Here is an 18,803-nt window from a genome sequence, read left to right on the forward strand (position 1 = left end):
GGGCTGCGAAGCAGCCCCAACCCGATTGACCGCAATCTACCTGACCCACCGCAGAGGCCAACTCCAGGGGCTGCTGCGCAGCCCAACGGGAGCAAGCTCCCTCGCCACAAGAGCGGCCGGCGGTGCATCAGCCAAGCAGGTGCATGCCCAGCACCGATAGACCAAGCACTGAAAAAAACTGTGGGACCGAGCTTGCTCGCGATAGTAGTACACCAGCCGCAACTGATGTACCTGACCTGGCCCCATCGCGATCAAGCTCGCTCCCACAGGGGAATGTGCCGGGCCAGTGGAACAAGCATGCTTACCGCTTTGCCCACCCCCTGGTCAAAACGCCCAAAAAATAGAGCAAATTGGCATATTTCACTGCCCACCCCACCTCCCTAACCTAGATCCCAACAACCTCATCACCCGGATCAAGGACATAACAAAAATGACTGAATACAAACTGGCGCTAGTCGGCTTCGGCGGTGTGAACCGGGCATTGGCTCAGCTGATTGCCGAGCGCAACCAGCAGTGGAAAACCGACCTCGGCTTCACCCTGAAAATCGTCGGCGTGACCGACCTGTTCCTCGGTTCGGTGATGGACCGCCACGGCCTCGACGCCGCATCGCTGGCCAAACTGCCAGCCACCCAAGGCGCCATGGCCCAACTGCCCGGCGGCACCGTCGACGCCCTCAACGAAGCCGTGATCAAAGACTGCGGCGCCGACATCATCGCCGAAGCCACCTTCACCAACCCGGTGGACGGCGAGCCCGCCACCTCGTTCTGCCGCTGGGCCCTGGAGCGCGGCAAGCACGTGGTCACCACCAACAAAGGCCCCATCGCCCTGCACGGCGCCGAACTCAAAGCCCTGGCCCAGCGCAACAACGTCGCCTTCGAATACGAAGGTTCGGTCATGAGCGGCACCCCCGTCATTCGCCTCGCCAAACAATCCCTGGCTGGCAGCTCGATCACAGGTTTCGAAGGCATCCTCAACGGCACCTCCAACTTCGTCCTCACCTGCATGGAAGGCGGATCGGGATTTGCCGAAGCGGTCAAAAAAGCCCAGGAATTGGGCTACGCCGAAGCCGATCCAACGGCGGATGTCGAAGGCCATGACGTGCGCCTCAAAGTCGTCATCCTCGCCAACGAACTGCTGGACGCCAAACTCACCGTCAACGACGTTACCTGCCGCGGCATCTCCGCCCTCAGCCTCGCCGACATCGAAAAAGCCCGCCACGACGGCGCCCGCTGGAAACTCATCGGCGCCGCCACGCGCCAGGCCGACGGCTCCATCAGCGCCAGCGTCGAACCGCGCCTGCTGAGCAACGACCACCCACTGGCCAGCGTCAGCGGCGCCACCAACGCCGTGTCGTTCACCTCGGAACTGCTCGGCGCCGTCACCGTCTCGGGCCCCGGCGCCGGCCGCACCGAAACCGCCTTCGCGCTGCTGTCGGACATCATTCACATCCACCAATCGGCAACCCGCAAACAGGAGCACAACCTGTGAACGTATCGCGCCTGGCCCTGGCGGTCGTCGAACCGCACATTGAAGTCCTCAACCCATTTGATGGCAGCATCGTCGGCACCGTCGCCGACGTGTGCGCCTCGGAAGTCCCGCAACTGCTCGAGACCGGACGCAGCGGCGTAAAAGCCTGCGCCGCGCTCCCCCGTCATCGCCGCGCTAGCATCCTCGAACACGCGGCATTGAACATCGAACGCGACGCCAAAGCCTTCGCCCGACTGATCGTCGACGAAGCCGGCAAGACCCTCAAGCAGGCGGAAAAAGAAGTCAAACGCTGCATCAACACCCTCAAGCTCTCCGCCGAAGAAGCCAAGCGCAACGCCGGCGAAATCGTGCCATTCGACGCCTACGAAGGCGCCGAATCGCGCCAGGGCTGGTTCACCCGCGAACCCCTGGGCCTGATCGTCGCCATCACCCCCTACAACGACCCGCTGAACCTGGTCGCCCACAAACTCGGCCCGGCCATTGCCGGCGGCAACGCGGTGATCCTCAAACCGTCGGAGCTGGCGCCGTTGTCGGCCCTCAAACTGGTCGCGTACCTGGTCGCCGCCGGCCTGCCTGAAACCGTGGTCACCGTCGCCACCGGCGGCGCGGAACTGGGCAAAGCCCTGGTCGCCGCCCGCGACGTGCGGATGATCTCCTTCACCGGCGGCTTCGTCACCGGCGAACAAATCGCCCGCACCGCCGGCCTGAAAAAACTCGCCATGGACCTCGGCGGCAACGCCCCGGTCATCGTCATGGCCGACTGCAACCTCGACGCCGCCGTCGACAGCTGCCTCTCCGGCGCTTTCTGGGCCGCCGGGCAAAACTGCATCGGCACCCAACGCCTGCTCATCCACGCTCCGATCTACGCCGCCTTCCGCGAACGCTTCGTCCAAAAGGCCCAAGCCCTCGTCGTCGGCAACCCACTGCTCGCCCACACCGACATCGGCCCGATGATCACCCAGCAGGCCGCGCAGAACGCCGAACAGGTGGTGAACGAAGCCCTGCAACAAGGCGCCACCTTACTCTGCGGCCACCGCCGCCAAGGCACCTGTTACGCCGCCACCGTATTGGAAAATGTCGATCATTCCAGCCGACTCTGGCGCCATGAAGCCTTCGCCCCGGTGTTGGTGTTGCAGCCGTTCGACGCATTCGATGACGCCATTGCGTTGGCTAACGAACCTGAATACGCCCTTCACGCCGGGATCTTTACCAACGACCTCAGCACCGCGATGAGCGCTGCACGGCGAATCGAGGCGGGCGGCGTGATGATCAACGACTCTTCGGATTTTCGGTTCGATGCGATGCCGTTTGGCGGTTCCAAGTACGGCAGTTTGGGCAGGGAAGGGGTGCGGTTTGCGTATGAGGAAATGACCCAGCCGAAGGTGGTTTGTTTGAATACGTTGGGATAACAGGTCAGGTCGTTGGCATCGGGCAGGTTTGGTCACCTGCCTGATGCTTTTCTGCACAAACCACACAGCCACCGCACACCCTGTGGGAGCGAGCTTGCTCGCGATAGCGATACACCCGTCACCCTCAGAACCGCTGACTCCCCGCCTTGTTGAGCTTTGCGCACGACGCCCAAGCTCAGTCGAGCAATCCCTCTATGCACTACTTTCACCTGTTGCCAGTTACGCAAGCTTTCCACTGAGCAGCGGCTCAAAGCACCGAGCGTGCCGGCAACGTCGTCGATCTTTCCGCGAACTAACTTCTGCAAACGCTCAAGGCTGAAACGTATCAGCCTCAAGAAAAAACCAAATTATGCACAAATGCATTTTTTGCTTGACCCGCATGCATAAGCCTCTATAAGGTGGCTTCACTGTATGCGCATCCAGTATTTCTCAAGCATCATTTATTTGAATCCATTCATGGACGAGGTATTACCTTATGAAAACCACCACTGAAAAATTCGGTGTAACCCCCCATCAACCCAGCCTCTGGACCCGCGCTGATGCGCTGAAAGTCCGGGCGGACGATCCCACCACCACGCAGCCGCTGGTCAGCGCGGATTTCCCGGTACTGAACAACGACGTGTTCATCTGGGACACCATGCCCCTGCGCGACTTGGACGGTAACGTGACGTCCGTCGATGGCTGGTCGGTGATCTTCACCCTGACGGCCGATCGTCATCCAAACGACCCGGCGTACCTTGATGAGGACGGCAACTACGACATCCTCCGCGATTGGAACGATCGCCATGGTCGGGCAAAGATGTACTACTGGTTTTCTCGTACCGGCAAGAACTGGGAATTCGGCGGCCGTGTGATGGCCGAAGGCGTTTCGCCGACCGCTCGCGAATGGGCCGGCACGCCGATTCTGTTGAACGACCGAGGTGAAGTGGACCTGTATTACACCGCCGTCACCCCAGGCGCGACCATCGTCAAAGTGCGCGGTCGGGTCGTGACCACTGAACATGGTGTCAGCATGGTCGGCTTCGAGAAGGTCAAGCCACTGTTCGAGGCCGACGGCAAGATGTACCAGACCGAAGCCCAAAACGCCTTCTGGGGTTTCCGCGACCCATGGCCTTTCCGCGACCCGAAAGATGGCAAGCTGTACATGCTGTTCGAGGGCAACGTGGCCGGTGAGCGCGGCTCGCACAAAGTGGGCGAGGCCGAAATCGGCGACGTACCGCCGGGTTATGAAGATGTCGGCAACTCGCGCTTCCAGACCGCCTGTGTTGGCATCGCCGTGGCCCGCGACGCGGACGGCGACGACTGGGAAATGTTGCCGCCCCTGCTGACGGCCGTGGGCGTCAACGACCAGACCGAGCGCCCGCACTTCGTGTTCCAGGATGGCAAGTACTACCTGTTCACGATCAGCCACACCTTCACCTATGCCGACGGTGTGACCGGGCCGGACGGCGTGTACGGTTTCGTCGCGGACTCGCTGTTCGGCCCCTACGTGCCGCTCAACGGTTCCGGCCTGGTGCTGGGCAACCCGTCCTCCCAGCCATTCCAGACCTACTCGCACTATGTAATGCCAAACGGCCTGGTGACCTCCTTCATCGACAGCGTACCGACCGACGCAACCGGCACGCAGATTCGTGTGGGCGGTACTGAGGCACCCACGGTGGGCATGAAAATAAAAGGGCAGCAGACGTTTGTGGTGGGCGAGTACGACTACGGGTACATCCCGCCGATGCTCGATGTCACGCTTAAGTAATAGCAATACAGGGGTTTCAGGCAGCGGGTTTGAGGTCGATGACAAAACCGTTGTGGATATGGTCGAGATATCCCGCCTGATTTATTGCGATGTTGGTCGCAAGGCCCATTGAATAACGAGTCGTAACCCTCTTCGCGACTGGCTGCAAGGATGCAGTCGGTTGCGAATGCGTTCCCCAGCGACATACGTACACAAGCTCCTCTGTGGGAGCGAGCTTGCTCGCGATAGTGGTGCATCAGCAACATTCCGGCCCGCTGTTTATCGTGACTCCACGAGACCAGCCACGACCGACATCGCCTTGCGCCGTTGCCTACAACTACGCCAGAATCTGCCGGCTTGTGCGTCTTGGAGGGCGTCGGTAGTTTGAGTCCTGTCACTGAGCATCAGTGATCGGGTTTAGCAGCCCGTCGAGTTGAGTCGTATCAAGCTTCATCAGTCAGGTATCCCCATCCCTGCACTTGATGGTGGCTGTGCGTGGGGCGCCCTCGGGCGCGCCGATTTCTTAACTCGTCGGTCTGCTAACCCGCGTACAGCTGCCACCCACTCGTTTAGCAGCGAGAGGGTCGTGGCCTCACCAAAGAGAGTTAAGGCTATGGTCAAAATTACACCGAACCCTCCAGTTACAGACGAACCTGTATCCCGCGTTCAATCGAGCCGTAATAAGAAGCTCGACGACGCTGCCACCCGGGCGTTGGATTTCTATCTGAACCCTACGCCTGAGAAGGAAACGTCTGACAAGACCAACACCATCTTCCGTATTGCGCCGGATGTTGATTCGGAATGTCTGCTTGCCAATCTCAGCGAAAACCTGGCTTCGGCGAATGCCATGATCAGTGATTTGGCGTTTGGGCTTGAGGGATCACGACGGCATTTTGCGTTGGGGATTTTGCAGGTAATTGAGGTGAGTGAACTGTTGGCGAATCGGGCTTTGGATATTGTTGAGGTGAGGTAACAAGGGGGCGCGCGTACCCCAGGTATGAAAAAAGGTCTTGCTAAGCAGGACCTTTTTTCGGCTCGGGAGGTACCAGATTTTTGATGGGTATGAAAAACTGATGGGGCTGTTGTAATAGCCTTTGGGGTGACTAGGGTTTTAGGCGTTTGAAAAATTTCGCTCCAGCGTGCTTGAGGCAAATGCGTCAAGCCTTTCGCATAGGAAGGTTTCACCACGAGCTGATATATTAATTATTGATCGCTGAATAACAAGGAACGTTTATGCTTTTTGAAGCGCTATACCTACAGAATCATGAAACTTCAGGATGGTTGAAAGAATTCCCTGCTGCGCACGATAGTTTTAACAGGGCTTATCAAGCTTTTTTACCGAAGTTTAAAGGGGAGGTTCTGGTTGAACGCAGGATGAATGGCGTTGACCACATTCTGAACATGGATTTTGCTCAGAATCCCATCGTACTCCTTGGACTGATTCGGAAGCTCAATCACCCCGGGGTGATAATTTCGGGATTGTATGTGTTTCCCGAATATCGTGGTAAAGGCTATGCAAGATTTATTGTTGATCAGATTCAGATGCAGACTCCTAACGGATATCTACAGGTAGCTGTCGAAAAATCCAAGCTGAAAAAACTTCAGCCGTTTTATGAGTCAATGGGGTTCAAAATCGCGAAGGGCTATACAACGGACCCCAATGGTGTCCGGCTGTATGATTTTTTCTGGTCAAGGAGGCCTATTCAAATACTGAGGTCTGGTGAGGAGATTGCCATCAAACCTCTTGCGTAACGGTTTCGCTTGATTGTTCTTCAACGTATAAGAAATGGTGGTCACGGACGGAGAAAAATCAGCAATGTTAAGCATTAAAGGAGGCTCAAACCTCTGAGGCCAGTTCTGGGGGTGACCACAGTAAATTTGGGCTGCCCGAACAAAAAATGGACACGCTCCATTAAACGTTAATGCGTTCAACTAGAGGAAAAACTGTCCGCTTGTTGTTGGGGCCTTGAAGTGCAGGTCAGTCCTCCAAGAAGTAATCGCTATCCAGCTGCTTCACTTCGTAAACCTGTTTGACGTTGCAGCCGAGATTATTTTCGACCATCAGCCGCGCCAGCTCCAACCCATCGATCAACACCACTTTGATATCCAGGCTCAAGGCGGCTTCACGGGCTCCGTTGGAGAAGTCCGAAGTAGTAATGAACACACCCTTGCGAGCGCGTTGGCGGGTGAGGGCACCGATGAACTTGTCGATTTCCGGGCGGTGTACGGTGTAGGTCCAACGCTTGGCTTGCAGGTAGATGACGTCCAGGCCGAGCTTGTCTTCTTTGATGATTCCGTCGATGCCGTCGTCGTTGGTTTGTTGCGTCGCGCGCCCTGCTTCCTTGCGTGAACCGCCGTAGCCCATGGCGATCATCAGATCGACTACCAGTTGCTCGAAAAAAGTTGGTGAAGCTGCACGCACCAGGGCTAGCAGTTCATCCGCCAATGATTGCGTCAGCGCCTGGTGCGCTGCGGCCAGTTGCTCGTCGGGAGTAGCTTGTTCGACCGGTTCGCTCTGCAAGGCTAACGCTGGGTCATCGGCGGGACTGGTCGTATGGAACGCGGCGAATTCAGGGTATTGCTTGAGCCACCTAACAGTAATACGTGCCGGCCCGCTGTTCAGCGCCTCTCGACCGCGTTCGGTGATTTGCACCAGTCCCTTTGCCGGAATGCTCAGCAACCCCGCCTTATTCAGATAGGTGCGCGCCCAACCGACTCGATTGTTAATGACCGTTTGCTTGCCGGAAGGCAGGCGTTCACTGCGCTCCTCCTCGCTGAGCTGAAACTCGTTGGCGATGCGCTCGCGAAGTTCGCTTAGGGCTAGCGGAGTATTGTCGGCGACGGTGGCCAGTATCGGTCGCATGACGCTCTGAAAATCCGGGATGGGCATGAGTAACTTCCTGTTCAGTTGCCGGGGCGTATTAAAGCAGGTACGGATCCTGGTTGTCGTGCGCCTATACCTTCACCCTAAAATAGTGACTGGTGTGGCTGGGCCGGCGACTTACTGATATCGAGCGTCTGCAGTATCAGTGGATGCCTGCCTGATCTGCGTAAGATGTATTCCCAAACTGATTTGTGGTGACGCGATCGATCTTAAGTCGGGAGTTCGAAAGGTCACGAGCAGGAGAAGAGATTCAGACCCCTTCAACTTCGATCCCATGTTCTGCCAACCATGTCTTGCGCTGTGCATAGTCAGGCATGACGCGCTCCAGGCGGAGCCAAAATTCTGGGGTGTGATGTGGCTCTTGCAAGTGCACCATCTCATGCACCACCACATATTCCGCAATGGGCTTAGGCAGCAGGATTGTTTTCCAGTGAAAGTAGAGCTGTGCGCCTTTGCCACAGGAGCCCCAGCGATAGCCCAGATCCTGCACACGCACACCGCTGGGGATCAGGTCCATGCGGGCTTGGTGGTTCTTGACGCGTAAGGCCAGCCAGTTGCGGGCATGTTCGCTGTACCAACGGATGAAGTGTTCTCGGGCTCGTGGCAGTTCGCTACGCAGCAGGCGGAAGCGACCGGCAGAGAGTTTCAGCGGCACATCCTGCTCATCAACCAGTTTGAGGCGATAACTTCGCCCCAAATACAGAAACCCCTCCCCGTCGACGTATTCCTTGGTGGGGATTGAGCGCTGCAGGCGTTCCTTTTCGGCAAGACGCGAGTAAATCCAGAAGCTTTTTTCCTCTACGAATTGCCGTAGCGCTTGCTCCTCAACCTCTGGCGGGGCAGACAGGATAAGTGCGCCGTCACGCTCGACAGTGATTTGTAGCGTCTTGCGCCGCGCGCTACGGCGTAGCGTCAGTTGCAGATCGTTTACGGTGAGGGTTTGATTGCTCACAGCTGCATCAACCGTTCATGGCTGGCTCTCGCTTGATCCATCAGGCGGTCAGACAGCACCCCCGCCGTATCGCTATCCACCAAGGGCGGACGCAGTCGCATCAGGTAATCGAATAGCTGCCCGGCCAGCTCCTCCTGTGCCGCTCGCTTGCGCGGGCTCCAGATATCGCGGTGGCTTTGGAGTTCGCCCACCAACAGATCGACCAGTTCCACTGTCACATCCTTCAAGCGCAGCAGCTCGGCGGCCTGCGGATTGGCGTCGGCACACACCACATCCAGCAGGGTGCGCAGGAAGGGGGCATAGTGTTCGGGCAAATCCAGGGGGGTGTAGTCATCGCTCATTTGACCGCTGCGCAGCTCGTTGATGATCTTCTGCATCTGCTCAACCAACTGATCCCACTGCTCGCCCAGCGACTTGAGCAGCTCGTTCAGACGTTCGGACAGCTTGCGATAGAGCACCGGATCTTCATCAGTATGCTTGCGCACATGCGATCGAATGGCGTGCTCCATCTCTGAGGCCTTGGCGCGGTCGTTGACGCTACGCGACAACTGCTTCTCGAAGTCGGCATCGGTGAGTTGGATCGGCGGAATCTTCGGGTCGATGCCCAGCGAAATAACGTGATCGTCGATTAGCTTGCGCACCTTGGCGCCGACATCCTTGCCCAGTTGCGGCAGGTCCTTGTAACGCCCGCGCGCACGTGCATGGATATAGGCCAGGCGCTTGGCATCCTTGACGAAAGGCAGGCCCTCGGGGCGTGGCAGCACGGTGTCCAATGAGTTGAGGAACGCTTTGAGTTTTATCGCAAATTCGGCGCGCACCTTTTCCGACTCCAGTGCGGCAATGCAGGTTTCGGCATCTTCCAGCGACTCGATGCCCTGGCGACGCAGCACATCCACCACGCGAAGATGACGATCGCGCAGCACCGGCACCTCGTCCTTGATGCTGCTCAGCGCACCTTCGATATCCTCATCGGCATAGGCTGCCAGCGCTTCGCGCAGGTGGTTGGCGACCCCGTAGTAATCGACCACGATGCCGCAGCGCTTGCCGAAACCAGTACGGTTGACCCGCGCAATGGCTTGCAGCAGCTCGGCTTCCTTGATTGGCCGGTCAAGGTACATGACCCCTTCGATGGGGGCGTCAAAGCCGGTGAGCAACATAGACTTAACGATCAGGAAAGCCAACGGGTCGGTCTTGCCTGGGTGCTCATGATTTAGGGGCTTCTTGAAGCGCTGGATCAGCAGCTCGTGCTTGCTGCCATCCGTCCAGGTTTTCCACTCGGCCGGATCGTTGTTTGAGCCAGAAATAATCGCTGCGAATTCCAGGCTGCGTAGCCTGTCGCGATAGCGCCACGCCTGCACGCGCGCCTGCAGCTTGGGTGGACGCTGGCACAGTGCTTCATCGTCGAGGTCCTTGTCGGCTGCTGGCAACGCTTCGGCCTCGGTCAGCAACTGATCGCGGGCGGCCTGCAGCGCGTGGAAATAGCGGATTGCCGCAATCCGGCTATAGGCTACAACCTGCGCTTTGTAGCCATTGGGCAGGATATTGGTGACGTAATGTCTGAGGATGTCACGCGCCTTATCAGCGATCAGCGCGGGGGCATCAAAGATATGGCCCTTGGTGGCGTACTTTCTCTTGATCAGCTCCAGCTCGTCCTGACTGTGTTCGCGGAACAAATCCTCGAACAGCTCATCCAGGCTCGCCCCATCTTTCAATGCGCCCTGGGCAGTGCGTCCTTCGTAAAGCACCGGCACTGTTGCGCCATCTGCCTCAGCTTCCTTGATGGTGTATTTGTCGATAAATGCGCCGAAAATTTCATGGGTACGTTTCTTGTCGCCCATGATGATCGGTGTACCGGTAAAGCCGATGCGCACGCAGTTGGGCAGACCCGCCAGCAGGTTCGCCTGCAGATCGCCGGCCTGGGTGCGGTGCGCCTCATCGATCAATACCAGAATGCTTTCGTCGTGGTTGAGCACCTCGAATGGTTTGCTGACCAGATAGGGCGCGCGCTTTTCTGCGGCTTTGAGGGGGACCGCAGCTTGCGCAGGGATCGGCGCCTCCCCATCTTCCTCCTGCTCGGGATTGCGATACTTTTGGATGGTGGCGAATACCAGACCGGGGCCCTGGCGACGTGCCAAGGCTTTAACGCCCTCGATATTGGAGGCCACCTCAGGTAGTTCACCGCTCAGCGTGGCGGTGGCGGCGAGCTGGTTTTGCAGGTCTTTACGGTCAGTGACCACGATGATTTTGAAGCGGCGCAGCTGTGTGTCCGTGCGCATCTTGCGCACCAGAAACACCATGGTCAGGCTCTTGCCCGAACCCTGGGTGTGCCAAACGATGCCGCCGCGCTGGTCGCTCTCGCCATGCTCAAGGCGTGTCTGCCCGCGTTTCATGCGGATCACCGTGCGGTTCACCGCGCGGTACTGCTGGTAGCGGCAGACCGTCTTGATGGTCTGCCCGCCAACCTGCATAAACAGCATGAAATGCCGGATCAGATCGAGCAGGTGGGCTGGCGTCAGCATGCCTGCCACCAGGCGCTCCTGCTCGGACAGTTTGGCTTTGCCCAACTGCTCGGCTACCGACTGCTCGCTGCCGCTACCTTCCGGGCCAACCACGGTTTTCCATTGGGAGAAATGCCCGAAGCCGGCCCCAATGCAGCCCACTCGTGCTTCGTCGTAGCTACTGGCGACCAGCAGTTGCACGCTAGCGAACAGTGTTTCGTTGCCCTCGTTGTCCTCGACTTCGAAGGCTGCCTTGCGCTGGTTGCTGTAGCGGCGCAATTGATCGACAGCTTCGGCCAGCGGTTCTGGAATGGACGGGCTCTTGCACTCCACCACTACCAGCGGGATGCCGTTCACCAGCAACACCAGATCCGGGACGATAAATTTCTTGCCGCTGTTGTACCCCGGTGGGCAATCCACTCGGAACTGGTTGATCACGCTGAAGTGGTTATTGGTCGGGTTGGCCCAGTCGATGTACTGGATGGTCTGACCACGCCCGCCTTCCCAGCCCTGGAGGCCGTCGACAGTGATGCCTTTGAGCAGCAGTTCAGTGACTGTCTGGTTGGCTTCCATCAGCTTGCCAGCGCCCACGCGGGTAATGGCCGCCAGTGCTTCGGCAATGCGCTGCTCATCCAGCCAGGGCTGACCGTCGCGCAGGTTGATGGCACGCAAGCACTCGGCCAGTGCGGCCCGCTGAATCACTTCACTGAAACTGCTGCGGCCAGTGATGGTCGGGTCGTCGAGGCTGCCCTCGATATGCTTCCAGTTCAGCCTCTGTAACTGAGCCACAAAGGGTTTTTCGACGTCATCCAATTCCCAGCCCACGGTTACTCCTTTAATCCAGTTCAGGCGTGTATGGGCTCATACAGGCTCATAAGCGGCTCATAGCGGCTCATAGAATTTTTAGCCGAGCTTATAGACCGACCAGCGTCGTTCACCTTGCTGTATCAGTGTGCCCTTGTCTTTCATGCGCTTGAGCAGTTTTGCCGCTTGATCAGGCGAGAGCCGACAAAGATCCATTACTTCAGCGCGCTGAATCTGCCCATGCTGCTGCACGTAGTTCAACACCATCTGCTCATGTTGAATGGGTGTGAAGCCTGCCTGGCGGGTATAACCGGCCTTGTCGCCCACGGCCTGGTACAGACGGGCTGACAGAGTGTAGCTGCGCCCTCGGGTAGAACCGTGGGCCTCGACCAAGCCGGCTTCGGTCAGGGCTTCCAGGGTGCGTTTGGCACTGGCGGTGTCGCGCTGGATCTGTACGGCCAGTTCGTCGGCCGTGACGCGCTTGGTCTCACGCAGGGCGGCCAGGGCAATCAGGCTGTCGATGGGCAGCTCGGCATTGGTGGCGCGCTCGTGCTCGACTACCAGGCGGCGGAAGTCCAGGTCGGCCTCGGCTGTGGGTAGGCGCAGTACTACGCTTTGGGCGGTGGTGTAACTGTAGTCCGGGGCTGGCCGGCCGAACTTGAGCATGCCGCGGAAAATCTTGTCCACGCCTCGGCCGGAGCGTTCGACCACGCCGACGCGCTTCATGGCGTCGGCCAGGGCCGGATTGCGCGGGCGCGGTTCGGTCACCAGCAGATTGGCCAGGGTCACACCATCGACCAGGCCACCGGGGTTGCTGACCACCAGGGCATCGTCCTCCAGGCGCACATGCACCGCGCCTCTGCCGTGGTAATCGCGATGCACTAAGGCATTGGCTACGGCTTCACGGAAGGCGCCGAGGTCGACCTTGGGTACTGGCACGCGAAATAGACCGACCTGTAGCTCTTCTTCGGGGTTGTAGGGGCGGAAGTTGGTTTCCAGCCAGTCCAGTGCCTTGAGCAATGGGAAGCGGCGAAACTCGTTGAAGCGCACTGCCTGCTGGGCCAGCACCTGGAAAGCGAACTCATGGGTGGGCACCAGTTGGCGCAAGGAGGTTTCCCGGCCGATCAGGAGCAGGCCGGTAAGGGTCGGCACGCGAGTACCGTCCGGCTGGCGCGCAGTGAGCAGTAGCGCGCCGTCCAGGGCTTCATCGTCCAGTTCCAACAGCACGCGGTCGCCGCCGTATTGCTGCACCGCCTGGCGCAGGCGCTCACGCTCCAGCGGGTCGAGGTCGGCCAGGGTGGCGCCGACCACCGGCTGGGCGGAGACATCGAGCAGGCCGAAGCTGCTTGCGCGGCTGCTGCGTTCATGGGGCAGCATGGCTATGCATTCGGGCGTGCCGTCGTGCTTCAAGCGACGGCGCAGGTAGACGCCGCTGATGGTGGCCACCTCGCTCTGGGCTTTGGGCACATGGATGCGTGCCACGGTCACACCATCCACGTTGACTGCTTCGGCCTGTACGTTCAACGACGGTGAGGTGCGCGCCGAGACCATGCCGGCCAGGCCCGCCAGCAGGCGATGCTCGGCATGCAGTCCGGTGGGCGTGCCGTCATCCTCGACGCCCAGCCACAGCTCGCCGCCCTCGGCATTGGCCAGGCACACCAGCGCCTCAATCAGGTCTCGGTCGGGGAGCTTGTTGCGGTCGCTCTTGAACTCGACGGTGAGGGATTCGCGGGGTGGTAGGCGCTGGGGCATATCAGGCTTCCGTTAGTGCAGCCGCTTGCTGCTTCGATTCCATTAGTGGGGTGACGCGGATGCGGCCGCTTAGCAGGTCGTCCATAAGACCGGATTTCTCTGCGATGAGCTTTTCATATGATGCTTCTTCTAGCTGAATCCGTGATTGCAATGCGGTCAGTCGAACTAAAACCCGCTGCTGCTCTTTGATGGGGGGGAGTCCGATCAGAAGATTCCGAACATCACGCAAAGTAACCTTGGGGCGAGTTACGCCAGCAGTTATCTGCTCGACTTGCTTGGCGACGGCTGAAGAGTTGATGAATATCGACATCCAGTCAGGGCAGATACGATCTGTATATGGCCGCAGGCGAACGATGTCTGCAGTCACAATTCCGCATGGCATAGATTCTGGGTAAACGGCAGCCACACATGGTGGCAACCCCATCTTTGTGGCAACTACATCTCCTGCTCGGACCTCATGCGCAGCCAAAGCTTGTGCCTTACTGGCACTCACGAAGACATTACTCTTCCACATGAGTTGATCCGGCTTAACGTCCCGCACAAAGATCACTGGCACTCCTGAATCTCGGTAGTCGGAGGCAATAAGGTCACTGCCGAATGGCCCGATCACTGAGTTGGAAGTCAGGTTGATGATCGGCTCAATCTTCCACTCCCTCGGTACCCACCCCAACGGCGACTTCTTGTAGAGGTGCGGCTCGTCGCTATGTGGCGGTCGCAGTTGGCCGTTGGAGTCGATGCCACGGGTTAGCAGGTCGTGCAGCAGGCCCTGCTTGATGGTCTTGAGCTTGTCGATCAGCGCCTTGGTTTCGCGGATGTCGGTGTCGAGGGTGTCGAGGATTTGGGCGATGACTTCCTGCTCAGCAAGAGGTACGGAAGGAACCAACCAACCTAATGTTTCATGCGGGGAGGCTCGCGTATGGCTATTTGTTGATCCGATTGCAACGCGTGCCAGTCGAGCGGAAAACTCTTGCGAATAGAGGTACTCCCCCCAGAATCGCAAGTTCTCGCCCGCTTTCTTTGGTTGATAGCAAATGAACTCGGTAGAGCAACACGTTCGCTTCTCTGGTGCCTCGATGACTGCAACGCGGGGCTTTCGCGGATTGAGCTTCGAAACCAGTACAGAAGGTCCGCTGATTGCTGTTTTGTTACTCTCTATAGACTCGCCCAATTCGATTGAGGGCCCGCCAAATTCGTCCCAAGCCGGGATGCTGTAATGGGTGAATGTAGCTTTTGGTTGTCGGCTTGGGGAAACTTGCTCTCTGCCAATGCAAAAAACGTCCGAAAGGGGGGCTTTCTCCCAAGGCTGCTCATGTTCAGACATACCCTAACCCCTTCAGGAACCCCTGCAACGTCTCTGCCGCTGCATCTCGCTTGTGCTCGATATCGTTCAGCGTCACCCGATATTTGTCCCACCAGTTCTCGAAAGTCGCGACTATCTGCTTACGCTGGACGGCGATATAGCGCTCGACGATGGCCTGCATGTCGTTGTGCAGAATGGTTAGCAGCAGTTCGGCAGCTTGCTGTTCGTCCAGCCCGTCGACGGCCTGATTCAGGTGGCTGGCGAAGTTTTCCTGCTGGTTTTTGTGCTGTTTCTTCACCTTGGTCAGTTCGGCTTTCCAGGCCTTGAGCTGGGCGTCGTCGATGGGGTTTTCCTCGTTGTCTGTATCCGCCTCACCGTCTGCCTCGTCAGAATCCTCCCCTTTGGTTGGGGCGGCAGCCTTGAGCAGGCTATCCAGTTCGGCCTTTTTCGCTTCCAGCTCGGCCAACTCGGCAACGAAATCGCCGAGCAGGAATTTCACCAGCTTGTGTTCCAGTGGGCTTTGCTTGCTGGCCTTGTCTTCCAGTGCGGTGATGATGCTGGTGCGCCAGGCATCAATCACGCCCCGGCTGCCACGGGCCATCAGGCCGAGGAAGTCGTATTTGCTCTGGTACCAGAAGCCTGCAACGATGCCCCTGACCTGGAAGGGGTCGAGCAGGCCGATGCCTTCCAGCGTCTGGCTAAAGCTAGCCAGCAGCTCGCCGCGCAATTCGACTAGCGCAGCGCTGTTATCCAGCGTCCCAGCCAGGGCGGTGATGCGCGGGCTGTGTGCGTGCCACCAGGTCTCGAAGGCATCCCGCAGGGCGGCTTCCTTGATCTGCAGGCCGGCATTGCCTTCGATGGCCGGCTTTAGGTCAGCGCGGCGGCTTAGCCCGTCGCGAAGGTCGAAATATTGCGCGTCGCGCGCGATGAAAAGGTCATAAGGATCGAATCCGTGGGCGGCGAACAGCGGGGCTTTCGCTTCGACTTCGGCCTTGGGCACACCGCCCAGCAGGTGGGCACGCACATCATGTGGCTCGGGCGGCGGTGCGTTATCCACATAGCGGCGAATGTTAAGGTTGTAGTCGTTGGCACGTAGGGTGGCGATATCCATCACATCGCTGAGGCCGTCGATCCGTCGGAATTCATTGAAGGCGGTGGTGATCTTCTCAATGTGCTCGGGCAGCAAGTAGTTCTGCGCACGGCCCTCAAAGTATTCGCGGTCAGCGTTGATAAATAGCACCTTGCCCTGGCGCTCGGCAGGCTTGGCGCTGACACGGTTGGCGCCTTCCTGCTTTTGTTGGCGCAGGATGAGGATGCATGCCGGAATGCCGGTGCCATAGAACAGGTTGGCCGGCAGGCCGATCACTGCTTCGAGCAGGTCGTTCTCGATAATGCCAGCGCGGATGCCGCGCTCCTCACCGCCCCGGAACAGCACGCCATGGGGCAGTACGGTGGCGATCATGCCTTCGTCACGGGCGACGGCGAGCATGTGCTGGAGGAACATCAAGTCGGCTTTTTTCGAGCCTAGTGGCACTTCGCCGAAACGGAAGCGCTGCTCGCGGAATGTCGGGTTCCAGGCCAGGCTGCCATCTGGGCTTTTCTCGGTGTGGCCCCAGTTGATGGAGAACGGTGGGTTGGTGAGGATGCGGTCGAAGCGGCGCAGTTCGCCGCCCTCGATATGCCGAGGGTCGGCCAGGGTATCTTCGTTCTCCAGCCAGGCGTTGCTGATGCCGTGCAGCAGCATGTTCATCTGCGCGATGGACCAGACGGTGCCGTTGAATTCCTGGCCGAACAGGTTGGCCTTGCGGCCATCTTCGCCGTGCTCTTCGATATATTCCTTGGCTGCGATCAACATACCGCCCGAGCCACAACAGGGGTCGTAGACATCGTGAGCCAGGGTCGGCTTGAGCAGGTGCACCATCAGCCGCACAACAGAGCGCGGCGTATAGAATTCACCACCTTTCTTGCCGGCCGAGTCGGCGAACTCGGCGATCAGGTACTCGTAGGCTGCGCCGAGTAGATCAGGGAATTCGAAGTCACTGTTGCGCAGGCGCACGTCACCGAAGTGGGTGATGAGTTGGCGCAGCTTCTGATCGGGAATCTTGCTCTGGCCTACCTTGCGGGTGAAGTCGATGTGCTCCAGTACCCCTTCCAGGGAGACGTTATTTTCCTCGATGCCACCCAGCGCCTTGTTGAGCAGGTTGCCGACGTTGATGTGCGCTTCGTTGAGCAAATATTTGAAGCGCGAATGGCTGGGCACCCAAAAATTACCGTCACGCTTGTACCAGCGCGGATTTTCCGCCGAGACAAAGGCCTCGGCCTTGCTCTTGCCAGCGTTTATCTCATCGGCAACGACCTGCTCATAGCGCTCCTCGAATACGTCGGAGCAGCGCTTGAGGAACAGCATGCCAAAAATGTATTCCTTGAACTCCGAGGCATCCATCTTGCCGCGCAGAATATCGGCAGCCTTGAACAGATGGCGTTCCAGTTGTTGCAGCGTGAGGGGCATTGCGGAATCTCTTGTGGGCACTCAGGAGCGGATGCCGATCCTGATGGTATTAAATGCCGGGGATTGTATCCCAATCCAAGCCTGACACTGAGCAGTCTCGGTTGTACGGGGTCAGGTTGGGTGGCGCAAGACAGGATGCCCGGATGCTTACGCTTAAATGCCGTCGCGCGAAGATAAGTAAAGATCGCAGACATAAAAAAGCCGGCTTATGGCCGGCTTCTCGTTGACTGATTCAGCTCGTTTTTGACAAACCTTACCAGCCTTCAAAACGTACATCCGGCTCTTGCGGCCGGCTGTGGGACTTGGTCAGAAAGTGATCTGCCTTGTCGGTGCGAGGCGTGGGCTCGCAAATGTGGGGCGGAGGATACGCGGGTTTTTGGCAGAATCCCAGTGGTAAGTGGTGTGGAATCATTGGGTTAGGGTGATTCGGGTAAAAGCAGGGGGCTGCTGCGCAGCCCAGCGGGAGCAAGCTCCCTCGCCACAAAAGCTCCTCACTACAAAGCTCCTCACCACAAGGCTCCTCGGCACGAGGCGCTTTGCCTGTCTTTCCGTTCGGGTGGGTTAGTCGCATACCGGCGGTCTCTGTTTGTTGAGGGTGGACCACCAGAACACCCAGCCAATCACCCGTATGTTCTGCGCGTCGATCTGTTCGGCGCTGAAGACTTCGTCCGGGTAGGCCGCGCTGTTGTGGCTGCGCAGTCGCAGGCGGTTGCCGGGGATGCGGTGCAGGTATTTGATGCGGAGCATGCCGTCGTGTTCGAGGGCGTAGATTTGGCCGTCGACGATTTGGGTCAGGCCGCGGTCGATGGCGAGGGTGGAGCCGTCGGCGATGCGTTCGGCCATGCTGTCGCCGACCATGGTGGTGCAGATGGCGTCACTGGGGTTTATTTCCAGAGAGTCGAGGTGGCTGCGGGGCAGGCGGATGGATTGGTCGGGGATTTCGGTGATGTGGGTTTTGGTTTCGCCGGGGGCGATGGGGACTTCCTTGTAGAAGGGCAGTTCAATGTCCGTGGGTTCTACCACGCTGTAGACGCCTTGGACTTCGGCGGCGTCGTAGGTGGTGCCGGGGCCCAGGCCCAAAGGGGTTTGCGGGCCTTCGCCGTGGGCGAGCCATTCTGGGCTGACGGTCAGCAGGCTGGCGATGCTGTGGATGCGCCGGGGTGGGATGCCACGGTTGAACCAGTTGTTCACGTGCTGGGATTTCACGCCGTATAACTTCGCGAAGTCGGCGGAACGGATATGGGCTTCTTTTAGAAGGGCTCTGAAGCGGTCGCCACTGGAGATCTTTTTCATAAACGGAAAGTTTAGGGGCGACGATGTTTTCGGCAATAAACAAGTCGTGCAAATATATAAGACGATCTTTCCGTTTGCAGGATTTGAAAGGCGCGGGCTAAACGCAGTTAAACAGTGTTAATACGATTTTGTATTAAGAACCATTAAGACATAAAAAAACCCCGGGGCAAACCGGGGTTCTTTA

General features: G+C 58.5%; 12 protein-coding genes. 5 read left to right on the top strand and 7 right to left on the bottom strand.

The genetic code is table 11. The annotated features are described in order from the left end of the window. Positions 1-430: 430 nt before the first annotated feature. From V7773_RS24920 to V7773_RS24940, 5 genes are all read left to right on the top strand, one after another. Positions 431-1,489: a homoserine dehydrogenase gene (locus V7773_RS24920; RefSeq protein ID WP_336075757.1), complete on the top strand. Its 1,059-nt coding sequence runs from the start codon at positions 431-433 to the stop codon at positions 1,487-1,489. Further along, positions 1,486-2,898 carry an aldehyde dehydrogenase family protein gene (locus V7773_RS24925; protein WP_336075758.1) on the top strand — a complete coding sequence of 471 codons (1,413 nt, stop codon included), beginning with the start codon at positions 1,486-1,488 and terminating at the stop codon, positions 2,896-2,898. The genes V7773_RS24920 and V7773_RS24925 overlap by 4 nt, the downstream gene beginning before the upstream one ends. A 475-nt stretch (positions 2,899-3,373) precedes the next feature. Further along, on the top strand, positions 3,374-4,648 hold the full coding sequence (locus V7773_RS24930; RefSeq protein WP_336075760.1) for a glycoside hydrolase family 68 protein: 1,275 nt from the start codon (positions 3,374-3,376) through the stop codon (positions 4,646-4,648). Between the two features lie 592 nt (positions 4,649-5,240). Then, the gene (locus V7773_RS24935; protein WP_336075761.1) at positions 5,241-5,600 is read left to right on the top strand and encodes a DUF6124 family protein; all 360 of its coding nucleotides are present in this window, start codon (positions 5,241-5,243) and stop codon (positions 5,598-5,600) included. A gap of 260 nt (positions 5,601-5,860) precedes the next feature. Continuing rightward, the gene (locus tag V7773_RS24940; RefSeq protein WP_336075763.1) at positions 5,861-6,379 is read left to right on the top strand and encodes a GNAT family N-acetyltransferase; all 519 of its coding nucleotides are present in this window, start codon (positions 5,861-5,863) and stop codon (positions 6,377-6,379) included. A gap of 226 nt (positions 6,380-6,605) precedes the next feature. Here the strand turns inward: V7773_RS24940 and V7773_RS24945 are convergent, their stop codons facing one another. The 7 genes from V7773_RS24945 to V7773_RS24975 all read right to left on the bottom strand — a co-directional run bounded on the left by V7773_RS24945 (position 6,606) and on the right by V7773_RS24975 (position 18,619). After that, entirely contained in the window at positions 6,606-7,517 is a 912-nt protein-coding gene (locus tag V7773_RS24945; protein WP_336075765.1) for a restriction endonuclease, read from the bottom strand. A 244-nt stretch (positions 7,518-7,761) separates the two neighbouring features. Next, positions 7,762-8,463 (bottom strand): M48 family metallopeptidase, encoded by a 702-nt coding sequence (locus V7773_RS24950; RefSeq protein ID WP_336075767.1) that lies wholly within the window; start codon positions 8,461-8,463, stop codon positions 7,762-7,764. After that, positions 8,460-11,786, bottom strand: coding sequence for a type I restriction endonuclease subunit R (locus V7773_RS24955; protein WP_336075768.1), 3,327 nt, complete (start codon positions 11,784-11,786; stop codon positions 8,460-8,462). Before V7773_RS24955 ends, V7773_RS24950 begins: the two co-directional genes overlap by 4 nt. Positions 11,787-11,864: 78 nt before the next feature. Beyond that, positions 11,865-13,517 carry an ATP-binding protein gene (locus V7773_RS24960; protein WP_336075769.1) on the bottom strand — a complete coding sequence of 551 codons (1,653 nt, stop codon included), beginning with the start codon at positions 13,515-13,517 and terminating at the stop codon, positions 11,865-11,867. 1 nt (position 13,518) lies between these two features. Next, positions 13,519-14,838 (bottom strand): restriction endonuclease subunit S, encoded by a 1,320-nt coding sequence (locus V7773_RS24965; protein WP_336075770.1) that lies wholly within the window; start codon positions 14,836-14,838, stop codon positions 13,519-13,521. Continuing rightward, on the bottom strand, positions 14,831-17,326 hold the full coding sequence (locus V7773_RS24970; protein ID WP_336075771.1) for a type I restriction-modification system subunit M: 2,496 nt from the start codon (positions 17,324-17,326) through the stop codon (positions 14,831-14,833). The genes V7773_RS24965 and V7773_RS24970 overlap by 8 nt, the downstream gene beginning before the upstream one ends. Positions 17,327-17,887: 561 nt before the next feature. Beyond that, positions 17,888-18,619, bottom strand: a complete 732-nt coding sequence (locus V7773_RS24975; RefSeq protein WP_063324208.1) for a LexA family transcriptional regulator — start codon at positions 18,617-18,619, stop codon at positions 17,888-17,890. Between the last annotated feature and the right edge of the window lie 184 nt (positions 18,620-18,803).

Source organism: Pseudomonas sp. 3JA (assembly GCF_036961705.1).
Classification (GTDB): domain Bacteria; phylum Pseudomonadota; class Gammaproteobacteria; order Pseudomonadales; family Pseudomonadaceae; genus Aquipseudomonas; species Aquipseudomonas fluorescens_Q.

Coding starts and splice junctions, on each gene's coding strand:
- V7773_RS24975 (WP_063324208.1), bottom strand. CDS start 18,619: ATGAAAAAGATCTCCAGTGGCGACCGCTTCAGAGCCCTTCTAAAAGAA.
- V7773_RS24940 (WP_336075763.1), top strand. CDS start 5,861: ATGCTTTTTGAAGCGCTATACCTACAGAATCATGAAACTTCAGGATGG.
- V7773_RS24920 (WP_336075757.1), top strand. CDS start 431: ATGACTGAATACAAACTGGCGCTAGTCGGCTTCGGCGGTGTGAACCGG.
- V7773_RS24970 (WP_336075771.1), bottom strand. CDS start 17,326: ATGCCCCTCACGCTGCAACAACTGGAACGCCATCTGTTCAAGGCTGCC.
- V7773_RS24960 (WP_336075769.1), bottom strand. CDS start 13,517: ATGCCCCAGCGCCTACCACCCCGCGAATCCCTCACCGTCGAGTTCAAG.
- V7773_RS24945 (WP_336075765.1), bottom strand. CDS start 7,517: ATGCCCATCCCGGATTTTCAGAGCGTCATGCGACCGATACTGGCCACC.
- V7773_RS24930 (WP_336075760.1), top strand. CDS start 3,374: ATGAAAACCACCACTGAAAAATTCGGTGTAACCCCCCATCAACCCAGC.
- V7773_RS24935 (WP_336075761.1), top strand. CDS start 5,241: ATGGTCAAAATTACACCGAACCCTCCAGTTACAGACGAACCTGTATCC.
- V7773_RS24965 (WP_336075770.1), bottom strand. CDS start 14,838: ATGTCTGAACATGAGCAGCCTTGGGAGAAAGCCCCCCTTTCGGACGTT.